The organism is Streptomyces flavalbus (assembly GCF_042674625.1).
Lineage (GTDB): Bacteria > Actinomycetota > Actinomycetes > Streptomycetales > Streptomycetaceae > Streptomyces > Streptomyces flavalbus.
Window position 1 is genome coordinate 1,210,987 of sequence record NZ_JBHTEB010000001.1, and the last position, 20,171, is coordinate 1,231,157.

The window sequence follows — 20,171 nt, forward strand, 5'->3', positions numbered from 1 at the left end:
CACCCCGCTTCCGCGCTGTTCACAGCGCACGGAGGCCGTTGATCACGTCGCGCAGGATACTCTCGTCGGGCAGTTCGGCCGGGGGCACCGGGCGCGTCACATGGACGAATTCGCTGTCGACGAGATCCCCGATGAGGACCCGGACGACACCGATGGGCAGATCCAGCTCGGAGGCGAGTTCGGCGACGGACTGCGGGGTCTCCCGGCAGAGGCCGACGATGTCCATGTGTTCCGGGGACAGCGTCGGGTCCTCCTCCGGGTCGTCCGCGTGGCGTTCCGTCACGACCACCGCGATCAGGTCGAGGCGGTGCTGGGCCGCATGGCTGGTGCGGCCCCGCGTCATGGCGTAGGGGCGGACGACGGGTCCCGCGTCGTCGTCGAACCAGTGGCTTCTTGCCTGACCGTCTGCGCTCATGTCATCCCACTACCCGCCCGAGGGCAGATCGGTGCGCGGTGCGGCGTTCAGATGCGGACCGACCCGCTTCACCAGGAGCGTCATCTCGTAGGCCACCTGGCCGACGTCGGAGTCGGCGTCGGAGAGGACGGCGAGGCAACTGCCGTCGCCCGCGGCCGTGACGAAGAGGAAGGCGTCCTCCAGTTCGACGACCGTCTGGCGGACGCCACCGGCGTCGAAGTGCCGACCGACGCCCTTGGCCAGGCTGTGGAAGCCGGAGGCGACGGCGGCCAGGTGCTCGCCGTCCTCCCGGGTCAGGTCCTTGGAGACCCCGGTCGCCAGGCCGTCGCCGGAGAGCACGACGGCCTTGCGGATGCTCGCGACGCGGTCCACCAGGTCGTCGAGGAGCCAGTTCAGTTCCCCGGTCCTGGTGGTTTCGGTGTCGCCGGTCGCCTTCGGTGCGGTCATCGACCGTCCCCCTTTGTCGTTCGTTGTGGTGCTGTGCCGCTCTGGGTGTCGTCCTGCGCGGCGTTCTCCCGCCGACCGCGTTGCCAGCCGCGCTGGAGCGAGGCCATGCGGTTGCGTACCTCCTCGGCGTCCCGGTCCTCGGGCGCCGCCCGGTTCTCGGTGCGCGGCCGGTCCTGCTTCAACTGCGGCGCCAGGTTCGCCTGCCGGACCCGCCGCGGCAGCGGTCCCGTGCCGTCTCCTGGCCCTTCCGGTCCTTCGGCCAGGGTGGGTTCGGACGGTGCGGGCCCCGCCGTGGTGGGCTCGGCTGGTCGGGGGCGCAGGTCCGGGTGGCCGGTCGGCCGGTCGGCCGGTCGGTCGGCCGGGTCGGTGCGGCGGCCCATGGGGGACGCGCCGCGGCGGCGGGTGGGCAGCGGGGCGGGTCCGTCGGGTTCCGGGCGGCCGGGACCGCGGAGCTGTGGGGTGCCCGGGGCGCCGTCCTTGCCTAGGTCGCGCCCTGGACGGCGGGTACCGGGTACTTCGGGATCGTCCTCGGCGCCGTGCCCGAAGGCGCGTCCCACGGGTGCCCCCGGATCGTCCTCCGCCCGGCCGCCGCGCCCGAACCCGCGCGCCACCGGCGCCTCCGGCTCGCCCTCCGTCCGGCTTCCGCGCCCGGGACCGCGCGTCACCGGCGGCTCCGGTGTGTCGTCCGCGCGCCTGCCGCGTGCCTCGGACACGGGGCGGCCGTGGGAACTGACCAGCTTGGGTGTCCGGCGGCGGGGCAGTGGGACGGGCGCGGTGAGGTGGTCGTCGTCCAGGTCCGCGGGGTCCACGGTGTCCGGATCGGGTCCGCCGGTGCCGTGGGACGGAAGGTGCTCGCCCCGGCGCCCGGTCGGCACGGTGTCCGGGTGGGCGGTGGAGCGGCGGGGGCGGAACAGTCCGCCGCGTTCGGTCTCCGCGCCGTCGAGCGTGTCGGGGAAGTCGCCCAAGGCGTCCAGGTCGACCGGCGCCTCCAGTTCGATCGGCCCGTCCAGCAGTGACGGCGGCAGGCCCGGGAGCCGTACCGGCACCTGGGAGAGGGAGGCCCGGTGGCTCTCCTCCAGTTCGGCCTCCCGGGACGGCCGGGGCCGGTCGAGACGGAACCCGATGCCGTTGGTGTCCGGCACGTCGTCGGTGAGCAGCGCGTCGGGGATGAAGACGACGGCGGTGGTGCCGCCGTACGGGGAGGGCTGCAGCGAGACCCGGACGTTCTGCCGCTGGGCGAGGCGGCTGACGACGAACAGGCCGAGCCGGTCGGTGTCGGAGAGTTCGAACTCCGGTGTCTCGGCGAGCCGCAGGTTGGCGTCCAGCAGGGCGTCGGCGGTCATACCGAGGCCCCGGTCGTGGATCTCCAGGGTGAAGCCGTTGGCGACGCGCTCGCCCAGGACCTGGACGGCGGTGTGCGGCGGCGAGAACACCGTGGCGTTCTCCAGGAGTTCCGCCACCAGGTGGGTGAGGTCCGCGACGGCCGGACCGGTGACCGCGGTGCGGGGAAGTCGGCGGACCTCGACGCGCTCGTAGTCCTCGACCTCGGCGACGGCGGCGCGGACGACGTCCATGAGCTGGATGGGTTTGCGCCACTGCCGGGACGGGGCGGCGCCGGAGAGGATCACCAGGCCCTCGGCGTGCCGCCGCATCCGGGTGGTGAGGTGGTCGAGGCGGAACAGGTCGGCGAGTTCCTCGGGGTCCTCGGTCCGGCGTTCCATGGTGTCGAGGAGGGTGAGCTGTTTGTGCAGGAGGACCTGGTTGCGGCGGGCGAGGTTGACGAAGACCTCGGAGACGCCGGAGCGCAGTTCGGCCTGTTTGACGGCGGCCTCGACGGCGGCGCGCTGGAGGGTGTTGAGGGCCTGGCCGACCTCGCCGATCTCGTTCCGGTCGTACTCCAGGCGCGGCACCTCGGTCTCCACGTCGACCTGTTCGCCCGCGGAGAGGCGGCGCATGACGCTGGGCAGCCGGACGCCGGACGCCTCGTGGGCCTCAAGGCGCAGTTGCCTCAGATCGCGGATCAGCCCGCGGCCGATCCGGACGGAGACGAGTACCGCCGCGAGCAGCGCGACCAGGCCGAGGGCGCCCGCGATGACGGCCTGGACGATGACGCTGGTGGCGATGGGGCTGACGCGGTCCTGGTAGCGGTCGCCCGCCTCGTCGTCGAGGGTGCTCAGTCCCTTGAGCACGTTGCCCGCGGCGGTGTCCCAGCTCTTGGCGGTGACACCGCTCGGCTCGCCCGGCCCAGCGGCGATGGCGGACTCCTCGGCCACCCGCAGCGGTGCGGACTCGGCGTTCTCCCAGAAGCGTTCGTAGCGCTCGCGGTCGGTGGACGGCAACAGCGGCAGGTTGGTGTCGTAGAGCAGGGTGCGCTGGGCAGCGAGGTCGGACACCTCGCGGACCTCGGCACGGGAGAGGGTGCCGACGATCAGGGCGGAGCCGAGGAGGGCGTCCTCACGGGAGAGCAGTTCGCGGGCGCGGGCGAGGTTGACGAGGGCGCGGTACTGCTTGTCCAGTTCCACGTCGTCGATCGCGTGCAGGTTGGCGAGCAGGATGTAGCAGGGGTCGACCAGCAGGTTGTACTGCTCGTACGCCTGGGAGCGGTTGATCGTGCCGTCCTCGACGCTGCGGCGCAGGGAGTCGATGCCGTCGAAGGCGTCCAGGACGGCGGTCAGTCGCTCGGCGCTGCCGGAGCCGAGGGCGTCGCGGACGTCCGGGTCGGCGGCGTGCCGCCGGATCGCCGCGACGGCGCGGTCGGTGGCGGCGCGGCTGCGCTTGAGCGCGGCGAGGCCGTCGGAGGCGCGGGGGTCGGCGAGGTGGGCGAGGGTCTGACGGCGTTCCTGCTGGAGGACGCGCACGGTGTCCTCGGTCGGATAGCCGACCTCCTCGATGAGGGAGGACACGGTGAACAGCCGACCCGCCTCGCGTCCCGTCAGCACCGTGGCGAAGGCCCAGATCGCGGTCAGGGACACCAACGGCACGAGAAGCAGCGCCACGATCTTCCGGCGGATGGACTTCCCGCGAAAGCGCATGGACTCCCCCAGCTCGACCCCCCACCGGCAGGGGGTACGCATGTGCGTCAACAAACGGCGCGAGCCTACTACCGACGCACAGGTAACTCGAAGGCTCTTCCGGAGGCCGAACTTCCGCTCGGGAGCCGAGAGATGGGCAGTTGTCCGGGCATTGCGGGAGATTGCCTCCCGCCAGGCGTCCTGGGTCGGCCCGCCGAACAGGGCGACTCCGCCGAGGCATTTGGCCAGAATTTTTCGGTGTCCGGGAATCTTCTCACCGTGTCATTCGTCTTTCTCTACAGAGACATGGGGGCGGAATCGGTCACAGGAGCCGCGTCCCGCATCCGGGCGGCGTAAAACAGCGCAAGCCGGGCAGCCAAGGGGAATCGGGTCTTCGGACTCCGGCAATCGGTCTGCTGGCGGTGGGGAGTGACACGGTGATGGGCACGGCGGAGCGGTACGAGGCACCCGAGCACGGCGCGGCGGCGGAGGGGTCGGCGCGACAGGGCTCCAAGGCGCCGGGTCGCGCTATACCGGCGAGGCGCGAGCCGCAGTCGTACTACCGGCCGTTGTGGATCGAGGAGCCCGCGCGGCGTCGCAGGCTGCCCGACCCGGTGCGTACGGCGGCGGTGCGGGCGGTGCTGATCGTGGCCGTGACGCTGGTCCAGGCGATCGTGGCGTTCCTGTGCACGCTGGCCGGCTCGTGGCTGGCGTTCCCGATGGTGCTCAGCGGCGTGGCGAGCACCGTGGTGGCGACCTGGGGCGTGCTGGACGTGTGGGTGACCCGCCAGGTGTGGAACCAGCGCAACGGCGTGGTGTCGGTGCCGAGCAGCACCGCGCGGGCGCTGCGCCGCGAGCGACGCCGGGCGCGTCGGCAGGCGAAGGCCGCGGGGCGCACCCAGGACCGGATACGGCGGCGGGGCGGCACCGGGCAGCTATCCCATCCCTGAGTGCGCGGTCCCCAGACCGAAGGACGCACTCCGAGACCTAAGGGGTGCACCCCCCAGACCTAAGGCTGCACGCCCAGACCTGAGCGTGCAGCCCCAGGCCCAAGGGGGCGGTCGGCCCCAAACCCAAGAGTGCGGTCCCAGACCCGAGGGCGCGGTCCCAGACCCAAGGGTGCGGCCCCTGACCTGAAGGTGCAGCCCCAGGCCCGCGGTCGCGGCCCCCGACCTATGGGCGGGCCCCCACACCCGACCGTCCCGTTCTCGCCAACCAGCGCCAACACCCCGCCAGTAGACGCACGTCCCGCCCCTCCCGTCACTGCTGCCACTCACTCACAACCCGTGCGCACCTTCAGGCCATCGCCGCACGCAAGCCCTTTCCTTCCCTTTCGCTAAGTCGTCGCTGCGCCAACCTTCGCCCAGCCATGCCCACTTGATGTGATCCGCATCACATCCGGGTATGTTCCCGAATGGGTTCACGACAACAGGGCAGACGCCCCGACCCATGTCCATGTCCAGTCAACAAACTGACAGGTCATGGGTGGGCCGGGCAGGCATCCGGCACGCACGACAAGGAGCGAAGGCGTCATGTCCGAGCGGGACGAACAGGGCGAACAGGGTGAGCGGAAGACGTACGACTACGTGGTGGTCGGTGGCGGCACGGCGGGGTCCGTCGTAGCGGCCCGCCTCACCGAGGACCCACGGGTGAGCGTGGCCGTCATCGAGGGCGGCCCGTCCGACGTGGACCGGCCCGAGGTGCTGACCCTGCGCCACTGGCTGGGCCTGCTCGGCGGCGAACTCGACTACGACTACCCGACCACCGAGCAGCCGCGCGGCAACAGCCACATCCGGCACAGCCGGTCCGGGTCCTGGGCGGGTGTTCCTCGCACAACACCCTCATCAGCTTCAAGCCACTGCCCTCCGACTGGGCGGAGTGGGTGGCGGCGGGCGCCGAGGGCTGGGACGCGGCGGCCATGGACCCGTACTACGACCGGCTGCTGAACCACATCGTCCCGGTGGACGAGAAGGACCGCAACGCCATCGCCCGCGACTTCGTCGACGCCGCGCAGCGGGTGACGGGCGTGCCGCGTGTGGAGGGCTTTAACAAGAAGCCGTTCACCGAGGGCGTCGGCTTCTTCGACCTCGCCTACCACCCGGAGGACAACAAACGGTCGTCGGCGTCGGTGGCGTACCTGCACCCGGTGATGGACGACCGGCCCAACCTGACGCTCCTGCTGGAGACCTGGGCGTACCGGCTGGAGCTGGACGGGGACCGTGTCACCGGCGTCCGGGTGCGCACCGCCGACGGTGCGGAGCGGACGGTCAGCGCCAGCCGGGAGGTCATCGTCTGCGCGGGTGCCGTGGACACCCCGCGCCTGCTGCTGCTCTCCGGCATCGGGCCGAAGGGCGACCTGGCCGCGCTGGGCATCCCCACCGTGCACGATCTGCCGGGCGTCGGTGAGAACCTGCTCGACCACCCGGAGTCGGTCATCGTCTGGGAGACCCACGGGCCGATACCGGAGAACTCCGCGATGGACTCCGACGCCGGTCTCTTCGTCCGCCGGGACCCCGAATCGCCCGGCCCGGACCTGATGTTCCACTTCTACCAGATCCCGTTCACCGACAACCCGGAGCGGATCGGCTACGAGAAGCCGCCGTACGGGGTGTCGATGACGCCGAACATCCCCAAGCCCCGCAGCCGTGGCCGTCTCTATCTGACCAGCGCCGACCCGGAGGTGAAACCGGCGCTGGACTTCCGGTACTTCACCGACGAGGACGACCATGACGGCCGTACCCTCGTCGACGGCATCCGTCTCGCCCGTGAGATAGCGAAGGCGGAGCCGCTGGCGAGCTGGCTCAAGCGCGAGGTCTGCCCCGGCCCGGAGGTCACCGGCGACGCGGAACTCAGCGAGTACGCCCGCAAGGTCGCGCACACCGTCTACCACCCGGCGGGCACCTGCCGGATCGGCGCCGCCGACGACCCGGCCGCCGTGGTCGGCCCCGACCTGCGGGTGCACGGGCTGCGCGGGGTGCGGATCGCGGACGCCTCCGTCTTCCCCACCATCCCCGCCGTCAACCCGATGATCGGCGTCCTCATGGTCGGCGAGAAGTGCGCCGACCTCCTCACCCACGGCGCCCCGCCCACGCGGCCTGACCGGCTCACCCCCGCCGACCCACACGCCCCCACCACCCCGCGCGCCCCCACCATCCCGCGCTCCCCCGCCGCCCCGCACCCCCTCGCCGCCCCACGCACCCCCTCCGACCCACCCCGTCGGCCGACGCACCCGGGAGTCGATGCCTGATGTCCACCACCCTGTCCAAGCAACCGGCGCCGGAGCCGGAGGCCGTGTCGGGTGACACGCCGCCGGTGTTCTCCGTGCGCGGTCTGTGGAAGGTCTTCGGACCGAAGGCGGAGCGGATCCCCGGCAACGCCGAGCTGGCCGCGCTCTCCGCCGAGGAACTGCGGCGCGAGACGGGCTGCACGGTCGCCGTCCGCGATGTCTCCTTCGATGTGCGCAAGGGCGAGGTCTTCGTCGTCATGGGCCTGTCCGGCTCCGGCAAGTCCACCCTGGTGCGCTGTCTGACCCGGCTGATCGAACCCACCTCCGGGGAGCTGGAGATCGACGGCGAGGACGTCCTGGCGATGGACAAGGCGCGGCTGCGCGAACTGCGCCGCCACCGCGCCTCGATGGTGTTCCAGCACTTCGGGCTGCTGCCGCACCGCTCGGTCCTCGACAACGTGGCGTACGGCCTGGAGATCCAGGGCGTCGGCAAGCTGGAGCGCCGGGCGCAGGCCATGAAGGTGATCGCGAAGGTCGGTCTTGACGGCATGGAGCACCGCAGGCCGAACCAGTTGTCCGGTGGTCAGCAGCAGCGTGTCGGGCTCGCCCGCGCCCTTGCGGTGGATCCCGAGGTGCTGCTGTTCGACGAGCCGTTCAGCGCGCTCGACCCGCTGATCCGGCGTGACATGCAGGAGGAGGTCATCCGGCTGCACCGCGAGGAGGGCCGGACGATGGTCTTCATCACCCATGACCTCAACGAGGCGCTGAAGCTGGGCGACCGGATCGCGCTGATGCGCGACGGCGCCATCGTGCAGTTGGGCACGCCCGAGGAGATCGTCGCGGAGCCCGCCGACGACTATGTGCGCGACTTCGTCCGCGACGTGCCGCGCGAGCAGGTCATCACCGTGCGCACCGCCATGCGCGCCGGGGCCTGCGAGGGCACGGAGCACCCCGGCGCCCTCGCCCCGGACACGGTCGTCACCACCGCGATCGAGGCCGTCGCCCGCACCGGCGGCGCGGTCTGCGTGGTGGAGGACGGCGACTGCCTGGGCGTCGTCGACCACGAGAACCTGCTCGCCGTGGTGGCGGGCATAGGTCCGCGGCGGGCGGCGGTGAGCTGACGATGAGCACCCTCACACCCGAGAAGCAGGCTCCCGGGAAGACCGGTTCGCCACCGGGCGACACCGAGCACACCGCCCTGCGGACGTTCCTGCTGCGCCGCCTGGCGGTCGCCCGGCCGTCCACCCGGCGGCTGGCGGCGCTGCTCGCCGCCGCGGTGGTGCTGGTGCCGTTCGCGGCGGTGCTCTGGGGCAGCGGAACCTGGCCGTCCGACCTCACCGTGGACGTGCGCGGCCCCCTCGACGACGCCTACAACTGGGTCGTCGACAACCGGGACACCAGCCCCGTCTTCCTCTACTTCCTGCTGCACCTGAGCAACTGGGCCGAGGACTCGGTGGACTGGGTCACCGACTCCCTGCTGAACCTCGGCTGGTTCGCGGTGACCGCCGCGGCCGTGCTGCTGGCCTGGCGGATCGGCGGCCTCGGGCGGCGCGGGGCGAGGACGGCCGCCACGGCGCTGGGCACCTTCGTGGTGTGCGGACTGCTGGGCATGTGGGAAGCCACCATGGAGACGCTCGCGCTCATGGCGGTCGCCGTGCTCGTCTCCGCCGTCGCCGGTGCTCTGCTCGGCCTCGGCGCCGGGCTGTCGGACCGCTTCGAGCGGATGCTGCGGCCGGTGCTCGACACCATGCAGATCATGCCCGCCTTCGCGTACCTGCTGCCGCTGGTGCTGGTCTTCGACATCGGGGTGCCCTCCGCGCTGATCGCCACCGTCGTCTACGCGGCCCCGCCGATGGCACGGCTCACCTCGCTCGGGCTGCGCGGCGCCGACCCGGCCGTGATGGAGGCGTCCGCGGCGCTGGGCGCGACGCCGGTGCAGCGGCTGCTGACCGCGCGGCTGCCGCTGGCCCGCAAGGAGATCCTGCTCGGCCTCAATCAGACGATCATGATGGCCCTCTCCATGGTCACCATCGCCTCCGTGATCGGCGCGGGCGGCCTCGGTGAGGAGGTCTTCCGGGCGCTGTCCACGGTCGACGTCGGCCAGGCGCTGGCCGCGGGCATCCCGATCGTGCTGCTGGCCATCTGGCTGGACCGCACCACCGCCGCCGCGGGCGACCGGCTCGGCGACGGCGGCCAGCCCACCGGCGTCGCCTGGCTGCACGGCTGGCGGGCCTGGACGGTGGTGGCGGGGGCGTTCGCCGCGCTGCTCGCGGTCGGCAAGGCCGCCACGCCGGGCGAGTGGTCGGACGACTGGACCGTGGACATCGCGCAGCCCGTCAACGAGGCCGTCGCCTGGTTCACCCGGAACCTCGCCGAGGGCGTGCCCGTGCTTGGCGGCACCCGCACCTGGGCGGACGGCTTCACCACCGGCGTCCTCAACCCGCTGCGGGACGGTCTGACGGCCACCCCGTGGTGGCTGCTGGTGCTGCTCGCCGCGGGCTGCGCGCTGCTGGCGGGCGGCTGGGGCGCGATGTGCACGGCGGCCCTGGCGATGGCGGCGGTCGGCGTCATCGACGTATGGGACCACTCCCTGGACACGCTGTCGCAGGCCGTCGCCGGTGTCGTGCTCACGCTGCTGGCCGGGTTCGTGATCGGGGTGGCCGCCGCGCGGATGCCGCTGCTGGAGCGGCTGTTGCGGCCGGTGCTCGACACGATGCAGACGCTGCCCCAGTTCATCTACCTGATCCCGGTGGTCGCCCTGTTCAACGTGGGCCGGGCCGCCGCCGTCGCCGCGGCCGTCCTGTACGCGCTGCCCGCCGTCGTCCGCATCACCGTGCAGGGCCTGCGCTCCGTGGACCCCGCGGCGCTGGAGGCGGCCCGCTCGATGGGCGCCGGGACCTGGCAGCAGATCCGCCAGGTCCAACTGCCGCTGGCCCGGCCCGCGCTGATGCTGGCGCTCAACCAGGGCGTCGTCCTGGTCCTCGCCATGGTCATCGTCGGCGGCTTCGTCGGCTCCGGCGCGCTCGGCTACGACGTCGTCTACGGCCTCCAGAAGAGCGAACTCGGCGTCGGCATGACCGCGGGCGTCGCCATCGTCCTGCTGGGCCTCGTACTGGACCGGGCCACCCAACGCCGTACCGACGACCGCCTCACCACCCGCTGAACCCCCCGTTTTCCCACCGCCCGCGTCATCCGAAACGAGAGATTGCCCTGCCCATGATGAACAGAACCCGTGCCCGCCACGCCGCTGCCGCCACCGCCGCCCTCGCCCTCACCGCGCTCAGCGCCTGCGGCGCCGCCGGCACGTCCTCCTCCGGGGACTCCGAGGAGGTCACCATCGCCGTACCGTCCTGGGTTGGCGCCGAGGCCAACGCGGCGGTCGCCAAGTACGTGATGGAGGAGGAGCTGGACGTCAAGGTCAAGATGACGCAGCTCGACGAGTCGGTGGCGATCGACGGCCTCAACAGCGGCAAGGTCGACGCCGTCCTGGAGGACTGGGGCGGCGCGCCGAAGAAGATCGAGCAGTACGTCGAGAAGAAGAAGACCGTCGTCGCGGGCGGCGACCTCGGCGTCACCGGGCACATCGGCTGGTTCGTGCCGAAGTACCTGGTGGACGAGCACCCGGACATCACCGAGTGGAAGAACCTCAACAAGTACAAGGACCTGTTCAAGACCGCGGAGAGCGGCGACAAGGGCCAGTTGCTGGAGGGCTCGCCCTCGTACACGACCAACGACGACGCGCTCATCAAGAACCTGAAGCTGGACTTCAAGACGGTCTACGCGGGCTCCGAGGCCGCGCAGATCACCCAGATGAAGGAGAACTACGCCGCCAAGAAGCCGTTCATCGGCTACTGGTGGACGCCGCAGTGGCTCAACGCCCAGATGGAACTGGTCGAGGTGAAGCTGCCCGAGTACGAGGAGGGCTGTGACGCCGACCCGGAGAAGGTCGCCTGCGGGTACGCCAACACGCCGCTCCAGAAGTACTTCAACGCCGACTTCGCGAAGGACGGCGGGGACGCGGCGACGTTCCTGAAGAAGTTCAAGTGGACCGCCGACCAGCAGAACGAGGTCGCCGCGATGATCGCGGACGAGAAGATGAGCGCCGACGCGGCGGCGGAGAAGTGGGTCAAGGCCAACCCCGACGTCGTCAAGGCCTGGCTGCCGTAACGGGCGCCCGCTCCGCCCATCCAAGCACCTGAGAAAGGCACGTGATGCCGGATCTGTTCATCGGCGGCGACTGGGCCGCCCCGCGGGAGAAGCGGACCCGGGAGATCCGGTGTCCCGCCGACGGCTCCCTGGTCGCGGTGGTCGACGAGGCGGGCGCCGCGGACACCGCCGACGCGGTCGCCGCCGCCCGGCGCGCCTTCGACGACGGCCCCTGGCCGCGTGCCTCCGCCGCCGACCGCGGTGACCTGCTGCTGCGGGTGGCCGGGCTGCTGGAGCGGGACAAGGCGGCGCTGGCCCGCGCCGAGTCCCTCGACACCGGCAAGCGCCTGGTGGAGAGCGAGTACGACATCGACGACGTCGCCGCCTGCTTCCGCTACTTCGGACGGCTGGTCGCCACCCAGACCGGCCGGGTCGTCGACACCGGCACCCAGGGCGCCGACAGCCGCGTGGTGTACGAGCCGGTCGGGGTGTGCGCGCTGATCACGCCCTGGAACTACCCCCTGCTCCAGACCGCCTGGAAGGTCGCCCCGGCGCTGGCCGCGGGCAACACCTTCGTGCTGAAGCCGAGCGAGCTGACCCCGCACACCGCGATCCACCTGATGCGGCTGCTGGTGGAGGCGGGCCTGCCCGCGGGCGTGGGCAACCTGGTCCTCGGCGCCGGACCGGAGGTGGGCGCTCCGCTGGGCGAGCACCCCGATGTGGACCTCGTGTCGTTCACCGGCGGTCTGGAGACCGGCCGTCGGCTGATGGCCGCCGCGGCGGGGACGGTGAAGAAGGTCGCCCTCGAACTCGGGGGCAAGAACCCGAACGTCGTCTTCGCCGACGCAGACTTCGAGGCGGCCGTCGACATGGCCCTGACCGCGGTGTTCCTGCACTCCGGGCAAGTGTGTTCGGCGGGGGCGCGGCTGCTGGTGGAGGAGTCGCTGCACGAGCGGTTCGTCGACGAGGTGGTGCGGCGGGCGCGGCTGATCCGGCTCGGCGGGCCGTTCGACGAGCGGGCGCGGACCGGGCCGTTGATCTCCGCCGCGCACCTCGCCAAGGTCGAGGCGTATGTCGCGCGGGGTCTCGCGGAGGGCGCGGTGCTGCGCTGCGGGGGCGCCCGGCCGGAAGGGCTCGACGAGGGGTTCTACTACCTGCCGACCGTGCTCGACGGCTGCGACGCCTCGATGTCCGTGGTCCAGGAGGAGTCCTTCGGGCCGGTCCTCACCGTGGAGCGGTTCCGCGACGAGGACGAGGCCGTACGGCTCGCCAACGGCACCATCTACGGTCTCGCGGGCGCCGTGTGGACCCGCGACGAGGCGAAGGCGGCGCGGATGGCGGCCCGGCTGCGGCTGGGCACCGTGTGGATCAACGACTACCACCCCTACGTACCGCAGGCGGAGTGGGGCGGTTTCAAGCAGTCCGGGACGGGGCGGGAGCTGGGCCCGGCCGGGCTCGCGGAGTACCAGGAGCCCAAGCACGTCTGGCGCAACACCAGCCCCGCGCCGCAGGGCTGGTTCGACTGAGCGCCCGTCAGCTCCCTTGGGGTGCCGGTCTCTTGAACATCCGGGTGGCGGTGATCTCGCTGTGCACCGCCTCCCCCTCCCCGGCCGGGGCGGGCTGCGGCAGCCCCGGCCGCAGGTGCTCCTCGACGCTGATGTACTTCAGCCCGGCCCGTAGGTCGGCGTCGTTGCGCAACCGGATGACCAGCGGGAACTCCGCGAGCGCCGTCGTGTCGAACAGGCCGGTGGTGTAGAGGAGCTGGACGCCGAGCGCGTCGGACACCGCCCGCTGGAGCTCCAGCAGGTAGGTGGCGTTGGCGCGGCCGATGGGGTTGTCCAGGAACAGGGTGCCCGCGTGGCGGTGCTTGTCGCGCCCCCGGTCGTTGCTGCGGAGCGCCGCCATCGTGCAGTACAGGGCGATGGCGGCGGTCAGGAGCTGGCCGCCGGAGAACACGTCGCCCATCTGCCCGACCGGCACCCGCTCGGCGCGCAGCACGGCGTCGGGCTTGAGGATCTCCACGGCGACGCCCTTGGGCTGGAGAGCGGCGGCGACCCCGCGCAGCAGCAGGGACATGCCGTCGCGGCGCAGGTCGGAGTTCTTCTTCACGGCGGCGCGGGTCGCCTCGTCGATGACCTCGCCGAGGCGTTCGGTGAGGGTGGCCTGGTCGGGTTCCTCGAAGCGGATGCGCAGGAACTCCTGCCCCGACCACTCCCCCAGCCCTTCGGGCAGCCGGGACAGCCGCTGCGCGGAGCGCAGGGTGGCGAGCGCCGACTCCACGAGGCCGCGCAGCCGGTCCACGATCGAGTCGCGGTTGCGCTCCAACTGCGCCAGCTCGTCGGTGAGGACGCGCAGCCGGGGCGCGAAGGCGTCGGCCCACTTCTGGGCGTGCTCGGGCAGCGCGGCGGCGGGCAGTTCGCGGATCTGCTGCCGGGCCGGGGTGCGGACCTGCTCGTAGCGGGTGGAGTTGGCGTGCCGGACGAGGATGTCGCTGGCCTCGCGGACGGCGGCCTCGGCGGCGGACAGGTCGGCGGCGCAGCCGCGCAGCGAGCGGCGGGCCTCGGCGGCGGCCTGCCGGGCGTCCTCCAGGGTGCCCGGGTAGGGCTCGGGCTGGTCCTGGTCGTCGTCGGGGGTGTGCTCGCGCAGCAGGTCGCGCAGGAGGGCGGCGATCTCGTCGAAGCCCCCGGCCGCGTCCTCGGCGGCGCGGTGCGCGGCGAGCAGGTCCGCGTGGGCGTCCCGGGCCTGGGTCAGCGCCTCGCTGCGGGCGGCGAGTTCGGCGGTGGCGGTGCGCAGCAGGGCCTGGGCGTGGTCGGCGTCGCGCGGGAGGAGTTCCTCCGGGAGGTCGGTGTGCGCGTCGCCGTCCTCGGGGGCGTGCCGCTCGGCCTCGCCGCGCAACCGTCCGAGGTGCTCGGACGCCGTGGACATCCGGGTCTCCAGCAACTGCACCAGTTCCTCGGCGCGGGCGGCGGCGGCCTGCCGGGACGGCCCGTCGGAGCCGTCGGGGGAGGTGAGGAGCTGTTCCGCGCGGGTGCGCACCTTGTTGCTGAGCCGGTCGAGCTCCGCGCGGGCGGCGCTCTCGTCGCTCTCCGCGCGCGCCTGCTCGGCCCGCAGATCGGCGCCGACGCCGACCTTCTCGTACACCTGCGACGCCGCCCGGTACGCCTCCCGCAGCGCGGGCAGCGACGCCTTCGGGCCGTCCGCGCCGTCTTCGGGTACGTCGTCGGGGGCGCCCGCGATCTCGGCGCGCTCGGCGCGCAGGGCCCGCGCGGTGCGGCGGGCGTCGTCGGCGGCGCGCTGGGCGGCGCGGCGGTCCTCGTCGGCGGCGCGGGCGCGGTCCAGGCAGGTCTGGGCGCGGTCCTCGGACTCGGCGGCCTCGTCGGCGAGTTCGCGGAGCCGGACCTGCCATCCGGCGCGCTCCCGCAGCCGGAAGGCGAGTCCGGCGAGCGCGTCGGCGGCGCGCCGCGCCTTCTGGGCGGCCTCCTGCCGTTCGTCGCGGACCTGGGACGCCTCGGCGGCGGCTTCCTCGGCCTCCGCGCGCGCGGTGCGCGCCCCCGCGAGTTCGGCCTCGGACTCCGCCGCGAAGGCGCGGGCCTCACGGGCGGCCTCAGCGAGTTCGACGAGTTGCCCGGCCGGACAGCCGGTGCGCCAGGACGCGAGCCGCGCGGACAGCTCGCGGTCCTTGCCGAGGCGGGCCGCGAGCGCCCGGATCTCCTCGTCGCGCTCGGTGGCGCGGGCGCGCAGCGCCTGCCGCTCCTCGTCGGCGGCGTGCTCGTCGTGCATGGCCGGGTTCGGCGGTACGAGGAAGACGTCGCCGCCGTCCTGGCCGGGCGCCGGGGTGGGGGCGAGGAGGGCGGCCGCGGTGCCGACGGCCACGGCGGACCGGGGCAGCAGCGCGGCCTCGCCGAGCGCCTCACGGGCGCGGGCGTGCGAGGCGGGGTCGGTGATGATCACGCCGTCGACGAGTTCCGGGCGGGCGGCGAGCACGCGCGCGTGGTCGGCGGGGTCGACGGCCTGGGCGAGGTAGCGCCAGCCGGGCAGGGCGGGGATGCCGTGCTCGCCGAGGTACTCGACGGTGGCGAGGACGTCGGGACCGGGTGGGAGGAGTCCGCCGTCACCGAGGGCGCCGAGGATGCGGGCGTCGTCGGCGGCGGCGGTCCGCAGCTCGAAGAGCTGGCGTTCGGCGGAGGAGACGGCGTCGTCGAGGAGTTCGCGCAGCTCGTCCGCGAAGCGGTCGAGGTCCTCGGGCGTGAGGGGGGCGGTCGCGGTGGCTGGGGTGGCGCCCTCGTGTGTGCCTTCGGCGCCCGAGCGCTGCCCCGGCACGCCCGTGTGCCCGGTGCCCGGCAGGCCGAGCAGTTCCGCGAGCCGGGTCTCGGCGGCCAGCGCCTCGGCGGTGCGGCGTTCGCCGTCGTAGGCGCGCTCGGCGGCGAGGGCCGCGTCCGCCGCGCGGGCGGCGGTCAGCTCGGCGCGGGTCTCGGCGGAGGCGGCCTCACGGGCGTGTTCCGTGGCGCGGCGGGCGGCCTCGCGGGCGGTGTCCCAGGCGGCGACGGCGGTCTTCTCGGCGTCGCTGGCGGCGAGCGCGGCGCGGGCCGGGTCGGCGTCGGGCGCGCTGTCGTCGAGCCAGCCCGCGCGGACGGCCTCGGCGGTCTCCTGCTCGACCTCGGTGAGCCGCTGCCTCAGGTGCCCGGCCTCGCTGCGGGCGCGCTGTGCCTCGGTGGCGGCGGCGGTGGAGTCGCGGTAGGCGGCGTCGCTGACCTCCTGGAGCGCAGCGGACCGCTCCTCCTCCTCGTTGGCGAGGGCCTCGGCGCTCTCCGCGGCGCCGTGCAGGGCGCGTACGAGGTCCACGGCGGCCTTGGTGCGGGCGGCGAGGGCGGGGGCGGCGTCGCGCTCGGCCTCCTGGATGGCGGCGGACACGCGCGCGACGCGGTCGGCGGCGGCGCGGTGCCGCAGGACGGCCTCGGCGGCCTGCCAGGCGGAGTGCAGGGTGCGGGCGTCGGCGAGTTCGCGCTTCTGCGCGGCGGCGGCCTTCTCGGCGGCGGCGAGCGCCAGGGAGGCGTGCCGGTACGCGAGTTCGGCGGTGATCAGCGCGCTGCGCTCCCGCGCGGACTCGGCGTGGGTGACGGCGTAGGCGGCGGCCGTGACCCGCTGGGCGAGGTCGGTGGCGCGGGCGCGCTCCTGGCCGCCGCGCACCGAGAGCCGCCGGGACAGCGTACGGGTGCGGCGCTCGGCTCCGGCGTGGATGTCACGCGCGCGTGCGCGGGCCTCGGCGGCCTCCACGATCCGCCCGAGCAGGTCCACCGACCCGGCGGTGAAGTCGCGTTCGGCGATCAGTTCGGCGCGGCGGCCCAGCTTGTTGCCGAAGCCGCTGACCAGGTCGGCGAGGCCGTCGGTGTCGCGGGTGTCGGTGACGGCGCGCAGCAGCAGGTCGGTGAAGTCGGCGTCCTTCTTCACCGCGAACAGTCCGGCCGCCTCGCCCTCGTCGGCGTTCATCTCCCGCTGGTAGCGGAAGAGTTCGGGGTCGAGGCCGAGGTCACCGAGGTGCTCGATCCAGCGGTCGTGGATCTCCTCCCAGTGCACCTCCAGGTGCGGGTAGGTCTTCCCGGACTCGGTCAGGGCGTCGCGGAAGCCCTTCATGGTGCGGCGGCGGCCCCGGGCGCCGGACTGGCCCTCCACGGGCGGGCGTACGGCGGTGGACTCCGCGACGGGCAGGTTGTCCAGGCTCAGCCCCGGTCCCGGCCGGAAGGAGTACCACGCCTCGGCGAACTTGCGCGGGTCGTTGGAGACCTGGCGCCCCCGCCACTCGCTGACCTTGCCGACGACCACGCACTCGCCGGTCAGCACGTGCTGCCACTCCAGGGCCACGTGCCCGCAGTCGTCCGCGAGCAGGAACTTGCGCAGCACGCCGGAGCTGGCGCCGCCGAGGGTGTTGCGGTGGCCGGGCAGCATCACGGAGAAGATCAGCTTGAGCAGGACGGACTTGCCGCCGCCGTTCTCCAGGAAGAGCACGCCCGCGGGCGCCGGGCGGCGCGGCGGGCCGACCGGCTCGTCCTCGAAGAACTCCGCCTGGGTGGGGGCGGGCTCGGGCACGGGCTCACCGACACCGCGCAGGTCAAGCACGGTGTCGGCGTAGCGTGCACCGGCGGGTCCGATGGAGTAGAGGCGGACCCGGGACAGCTCGTACATGGCGGACTCTCGTCAGTCTTCTGCGTGGGGGTCAGGGCTGGGGCGTCAGGGCTGGTGGGAGGCGTGGAACGGCAGTCCGGCGTCGGCCACCAGCTCCAGGTCGTCGGTGTCGTCGGCGGGCAGCAGCGTCGGGGTGCCGTCGGTCACCGGGACCACGCCCAGCTCCAGCAGTTCGGCCAGGGCGGCGCCGCCCGCCATGTCGCGGACCTGGAGCTGGTAGCGCGCCGTCGTGCGGTAGGTGCCGCCGTGGTCGTCGCCGGTGCGCTGGAGGAAGCCGGAGTCGGTGAGGAAGGCGACGGCCTTGGCGACGATGCCGGTGGTGGAGCCCGCGAGACGGCGCGCGTCCTTGGTGGCGCCGGTGGCGCTGCGTCTGACCCAGATCCGCCAGGCGGCCTCCAGGCCGGGCGCGCCGGTCTCCGGGTCGGTGTTCTCGCCCTGTTCCTCGGCCTTCTCCTCCAGGCGGCGGCAGACCTGCCGGACGAAGGTGTCGACGCCGTTGACGGTGACCCGGCCGATGTAGCCGTCGTCGGCGAGGTCCTCGGGGCGCGGGAAGGCCATCGCGGCGACGGCGAGGTGGGCGAGGCCGTGCAGGAAGCGGTCGCCGGAGTCGGCGGAGGTGCGACGCGCGTAGTCGCCCATGCGGACGGCGAACACCGAGTCCTCGGCGGCCGTCACGGCCATGCCCGCGCGCGGGGACACCTCCAGGACGACCAGGCCGAGCCCGGTGGCCACGGCGTCCGCGAGCCGCGCGAACGGCGGGTCCTCGCGGTAGCGGCGCAGCAGGTCCGTGTACTCCTGGTCGCGGGCGGGCTGGAGCTTGGGCTGGAGGCCGAAGGCGACGAGCCGCGCCGCGTCGGCGGCGTCGGCGGGCGTGACGGCACCGGCCCCCGACGGGGCACCGGCCCCCGGCACGCCACCGGTCCCGGACGTGGCGCCGCTCAGCGACGCGGCGGCGGTCTCCTGCTCGCTGCGGTCGTCGTGCTCGGTCACGGTCGGGGCTCCTTGCGGCGGTGTCGCTGGTACGGGGGTGCTGCGGGGGCGCTGGTGCGGGGGGTGTCGGCCTTGGCACTCGTACGGCGTGTGTCGGCTCCAGTGCTCGTACGACGTGTGTCGGCGTGGGTGCTCACGCGGCCTCCGTCCGGTCGGCCGCCATCCCGGCGGCGTCCAGCAGGGCGGTGCCGACGATGAGGTCGGCGCCGCCGAACTCGGGGTCGTCGAGTTCGGTGCCGTCGTCCACGGCGAACAGCAGCTTCGGCTCGCCCTGGCGGTAGGCGGTGCCGACGGGCGGGCTGGCCGCGTGCACGGCGAGCAGGGCGACCAGGTAGGGCAGCTCGGGGTCCTGGCGGCGGGCCTCGGCCAGCAGGCCGGACAGTCGGCGCGGGGCGTCGGCGGGCAGGTCGAGCAGCTCCGTCGCCGCCGCGAGCTGCTCCTCGCTGAAGCGGCTGTCGTCGGGGGTGGCGATCAGGTCGGGCTCCGGCATCTCCGCGCCCAGGTGCTCGCGCTCCACCGGGGGCGTCAGCAGGATGTCGACGAGGTCACCGACCCGCACGGAGACCGGCGTGCGCAGCCCCGTACCGCTGGCGAAGAAGGCGTCGGTGACGCGGATCGCCCGCTCCAGCGGGAGCGGCAGGGTGGGGGCGAGCAGTTGGCCGTACAGGTCGGTGCCCGAGGTGGCCGCGGGGGTCGCGAACGCCTGCCGGTCCTGCTCGGCGCGGAACAGCGGACCGGCCTCCAGCAGGCGGGACTGGAGCTGGGTGTGCCTGCGGATGCAGTCCTTGACGATGTCGACCAGCTCGGCCGCGCGGCGCTTGTGCTCGGGTTCCTCGGACTCGTCGCGTGCGCGGCGGATGTTGGTGAGGATCGCGTTCTCGTGGCGGTAGCGGTCGGCCACGTGGTCGAGGGCCTCCGCGATCATGTCGGGGACGGCGCTGAGCCAGTCCACCGCGCGGACGTTGCGCCGGGTGGCGTCCAGGGCGCGGCGCAGGGTCTCCGAGTACTGCACGGTGCGGTAGCGGGCCTGCTCGGCGGCGAGCTGGGCGTCGGCCAGCCGCCCCCGGTTGATCAGCACCTCCAGCTTGACCTCGGCGGCGATCTGCGCGCTGGTGACGTCGGTGTCGAGGGCGCCGACGAGGACGTTGACCGCCTCGTCCGTCGTGCGCAGGTACACGCTGCCGCCGGGGCCGGGGACCTCCTCGATCAGCTTGAAGTCGTAGTCCCGGCGGACGTAGGAGCCGTCCGGCGCGAAGGTGCCGTACACCGCGCGGAAGCCGCGGTCGACGCTGCCGACGTTGATCAGGTTCTCCAGCACCCAGCGGGCCACGCGCTCGTGCTCGGCGACGGGGCGGCGCGGGGCCTGCGCGGCGATGCGCGGGATGAGCCGGGCGACGACCTGGTCGTGGTCGGCGCCGGTGTCGAAGTCCATGTTCAGGGTGACGAGGTCGATTGCGGCGAGGGCGACCTCCGCCATGCCGTACACCGAGTACTCGCCCGCGAGGTTGGCCTTGCGGGCGTCGAGGTCGTGCAGCGGCGCGGTGCAGGCGAGCGCGCGCAGCCGCCGCGCCAGTCCTTCGTCGGCGGCCGGGCCCGGCGCGGGCCGCGGCCCCGCGCTGAGCTGGGGCGGAACGCTGTCCGTCGATGCAGGCGAAGTCACGGTGCACAGACTAGGTCCTCGGTCTGACAACGGCCCAAACGGCCGCAGAAGCGACCACCGCCACGGCGCCGCCCGGCGAGCGGGGCCGTCCCGCGT

Annotated in this window: 11 protein-coding genes and 1 pseudogene; 6 read left to right on the forward strand and 6 right to left on the reverse strand. The window is 73.4% G+C overall.

Features of this window, described 5'->3' with window-relative positions; genetic code table 11:
* Positions 1–19 precede the first annotated feature (19 nt).
* The 3 genes from ACFQZ6_RS05265 to ACFQZ6_RS05275 are packed head-to-tail and all read right to left on the reverse strand — an operon-like array spanning position 20 to position 3,894.
* Positions 20–415, reverse strand: a complete 396-nt coding sequence (locus tag ACFQZ6_RS05265) for a DUF742 domain-containing protein (protein WP_360223618.1) — start codon at positions 413–415, stop codon at positions 20–22.
* A gap of 9 nt (positions 416–424) precedes the next feature.
* The gene (locus ACFQZ6_RS05270) at positions 425–862 is read right to left on the reverse strand and encodes a roadblock/LC7 domain-containing protein (protein ID WP_381605184.1); all 438 of its coding nucleotides are present in this window, start codon (positions 860–862) and stop codon (positions 425–427) included.
* A complete protein-coding gene (locus ACFQZ6_RS05275) occupies positions 859–3,894 on the reverse strand; it encodes a sensor histidine kinase (RefSeq protein WP_381605185.1) in 3,036 nt (1,011 codons plus the stop codon). Before ACFQZ6_RS05275 ends, ACFQZ6_RS05270 begins: the two co-directional genes overlap by 4 nt.
* 419 nt (positions 3,895–4,313) lie before the next feature.
* Between ACFQZ6_RS05275 and ACFQZ6_RS05280 the strand changes: the two genes are divergently transcribed.
* The 6 genes and pseudogenes from ACFQZ6_RS05280 to ACFQZ6_RS05305 all read left to right on the forward strand — a co-directional run bounded on the left by ACFQZ6_RS05280 (position 4,314) and on the right by ACFQZ6_RS05305 (position 12,771).
* Positions 4,314–4,823, forward strand: a complete 510-nt coding sequence (locus ACFQZ6_RS05280; RefSeq protein WP_381605186.1) for a hypothetical protein — start codon at positions 4,314–4,316, stop codon at positions 4,821–4,823.
* A gap of 582 nt (positions 4,824–5,405) precedes the next feature.
* Positions 5,406–6,943: pseudogene (locus ACFQZ6_RS05285) on the forward strand (GMC family oxidoreductase); the annotation flags it as partial.
* 176 nt (positions 6,944–7,119) lie between these two features.
* Positions 7,120–8,220 carry a quaternary amine ABC transporter ATP-binding protein gene (locus ACFQZ6_RS05290; RefSeq protein ID WP_381605187.1) on the forward strand — a complete coding sequence of 367 codons (1,101 nt, stop codon included), beginning with the start codon at positions 7,120–7,122 and terminating at the stop codon, positions 8,218–8,220.
* Between the two features lie 2 nt (positions 8,221–8,222).
* Complete coding sequence (locus ACFQZ6_RS05295) at positions 8,223–10,262, forward strand: ABC transporter permease (RefSeq protein ID WP_381605188.1); 2,040 nt, start codon at positions 8,223–8,225, stop codon at positions 10,260–10,262.
* Between the two features lie 53 nt (positions 10,263–10,315).
* Positions 10,316–11,266: an ABC transporter substrate-binding protein gene (locus tag ACFQZ6_RS05300; RefSeq protein ID WP_381605189.1), complete on the forward strand. Its 951-nt coding sequence runs from the start codon at positions 10,316–10,318 to the stop codon at positions 11,264–11,266.
* A 44-nt stretch (positions 11,267–11,310) separates the two neighbouring features.
* Complete coding sequence (locus ACFQZ6_RS05305; RefSeq protein ID WP_381605190.1) at positions 11,311–12,771, forward strand: aldehyde dehydrogenase family protein; 1,461 nt, start codon at positions 11,311–11,313, stop codon at positions 12,769–12,771.
* 7 nt (positions 12,772–12,778) lie between these two features.
* On the opposite strand, the gene ACFQZ6_RS05310 is transcribed toward ACFQZ6_RS05305, so the two are convergent.
* The 3 genes from ACFQZ6_RS05310 to ACFQZ6_RS05320 form a co-directional block, all read right to left on the reverse strand.
* Entirely contained in the window at positions 12,779–17,425 is a 4,647-nt protein-coding gene (locus ACFQZ6_RS05310; protein WP_381605191.1) for a hypothetical protein, read from the reverse strand.
* 45 nt (positions 17,426–17,470) lie between these two features.
* Positions 17,471–18,415 (reverse strand): hypothetical protein, encoded by a 945-nt coding sequence (locus ACFQZ6_RS05315; protein WP_381605192.1) that lies wholly within the window; start codon positions 18,413–18,415, stop codon positions 17,471–17,473.
* A gap of 133 nt (positions 18,416–18,548) precedes the next feature.
* Positions 18,549–20,075: a hypothetical protein gene (locus tag ACFQZ6_RS05320; RefSeq protein ID WP_381605193.1), complete on the reverse strand. Its 1,527-nt coding sequence runs from the start codon at positions 20,073–20,075 to the stop codon at positions 18,549–18,551.
* Positions 20,076–20,171: the final 96 nt, after the last annotated feature.

Coding starts and splice junctions, on each gene's coding strand:
- ACFQZ6_RS05300 (WP_381605189.1), top strand. CDS start 10,316: ATGATGAACAGAACCCGTGCCCGCCACGCCGCTGCCGCCACCGCCGCC.
- ACFQZ6_RS05290 (WP_381605187.1), top strand. CDS start 7,120: ATGTCCACCACCCTGTCCAAGCAACCGGCGCCGGAGCCGGAGGCCGTG.
- ACFQZ6_RS05280 (WP_381605186.1), top strand. CDS start 4,314: ATGGGCACGGCGGAGCGGTACGAGGCACCCGAGCACGGCGCGGCGGCG.
- ACFQZ6_RS05310 (WP_381605191.1), bottom strand. CDS start 17,425: ATGTACGAGCTGTCCCGGGTCCGCCTCTACTCCATCGGACCCGCCGGT.
- ACFQZ6_RS05270 (WP_381605184.1), bottom strand. CDS start 862: ATGACCGCACCGAAGGCGACCGGCGACACCGAAACCACCAGGACCGGG.
- ACFQZ6_RS05295 (WP_381605188.1), top strand. CDS start 8,223: ATGAGCACCCTCACACCCGAGAAGCAGGCTCCCGGGAAGACCGGTTCG.
- ACFQZ6_RS05305 (WP_381605190.1), top strand. CDS start 11,311: ATGCCGGATCTGTTCATCGGCGGCGACTGGGCCGCCCCGCGGGAGAAG.
- ACFQZ6_RS05265 (WP_360223618.1), bottom strand. CDS start 415: ATGAGCGCAGACGGTCAGGCAAGAAGCCACTGGTTCGACGACGACGCG.
- ACFQZ6_RS05275 (WP_381605185.1), bottom strand. CDS start 3,894: ATGCGCTTTCGCGGGAAGTCCATCCGCCGGAAGATCGTGGCGCTGCTT.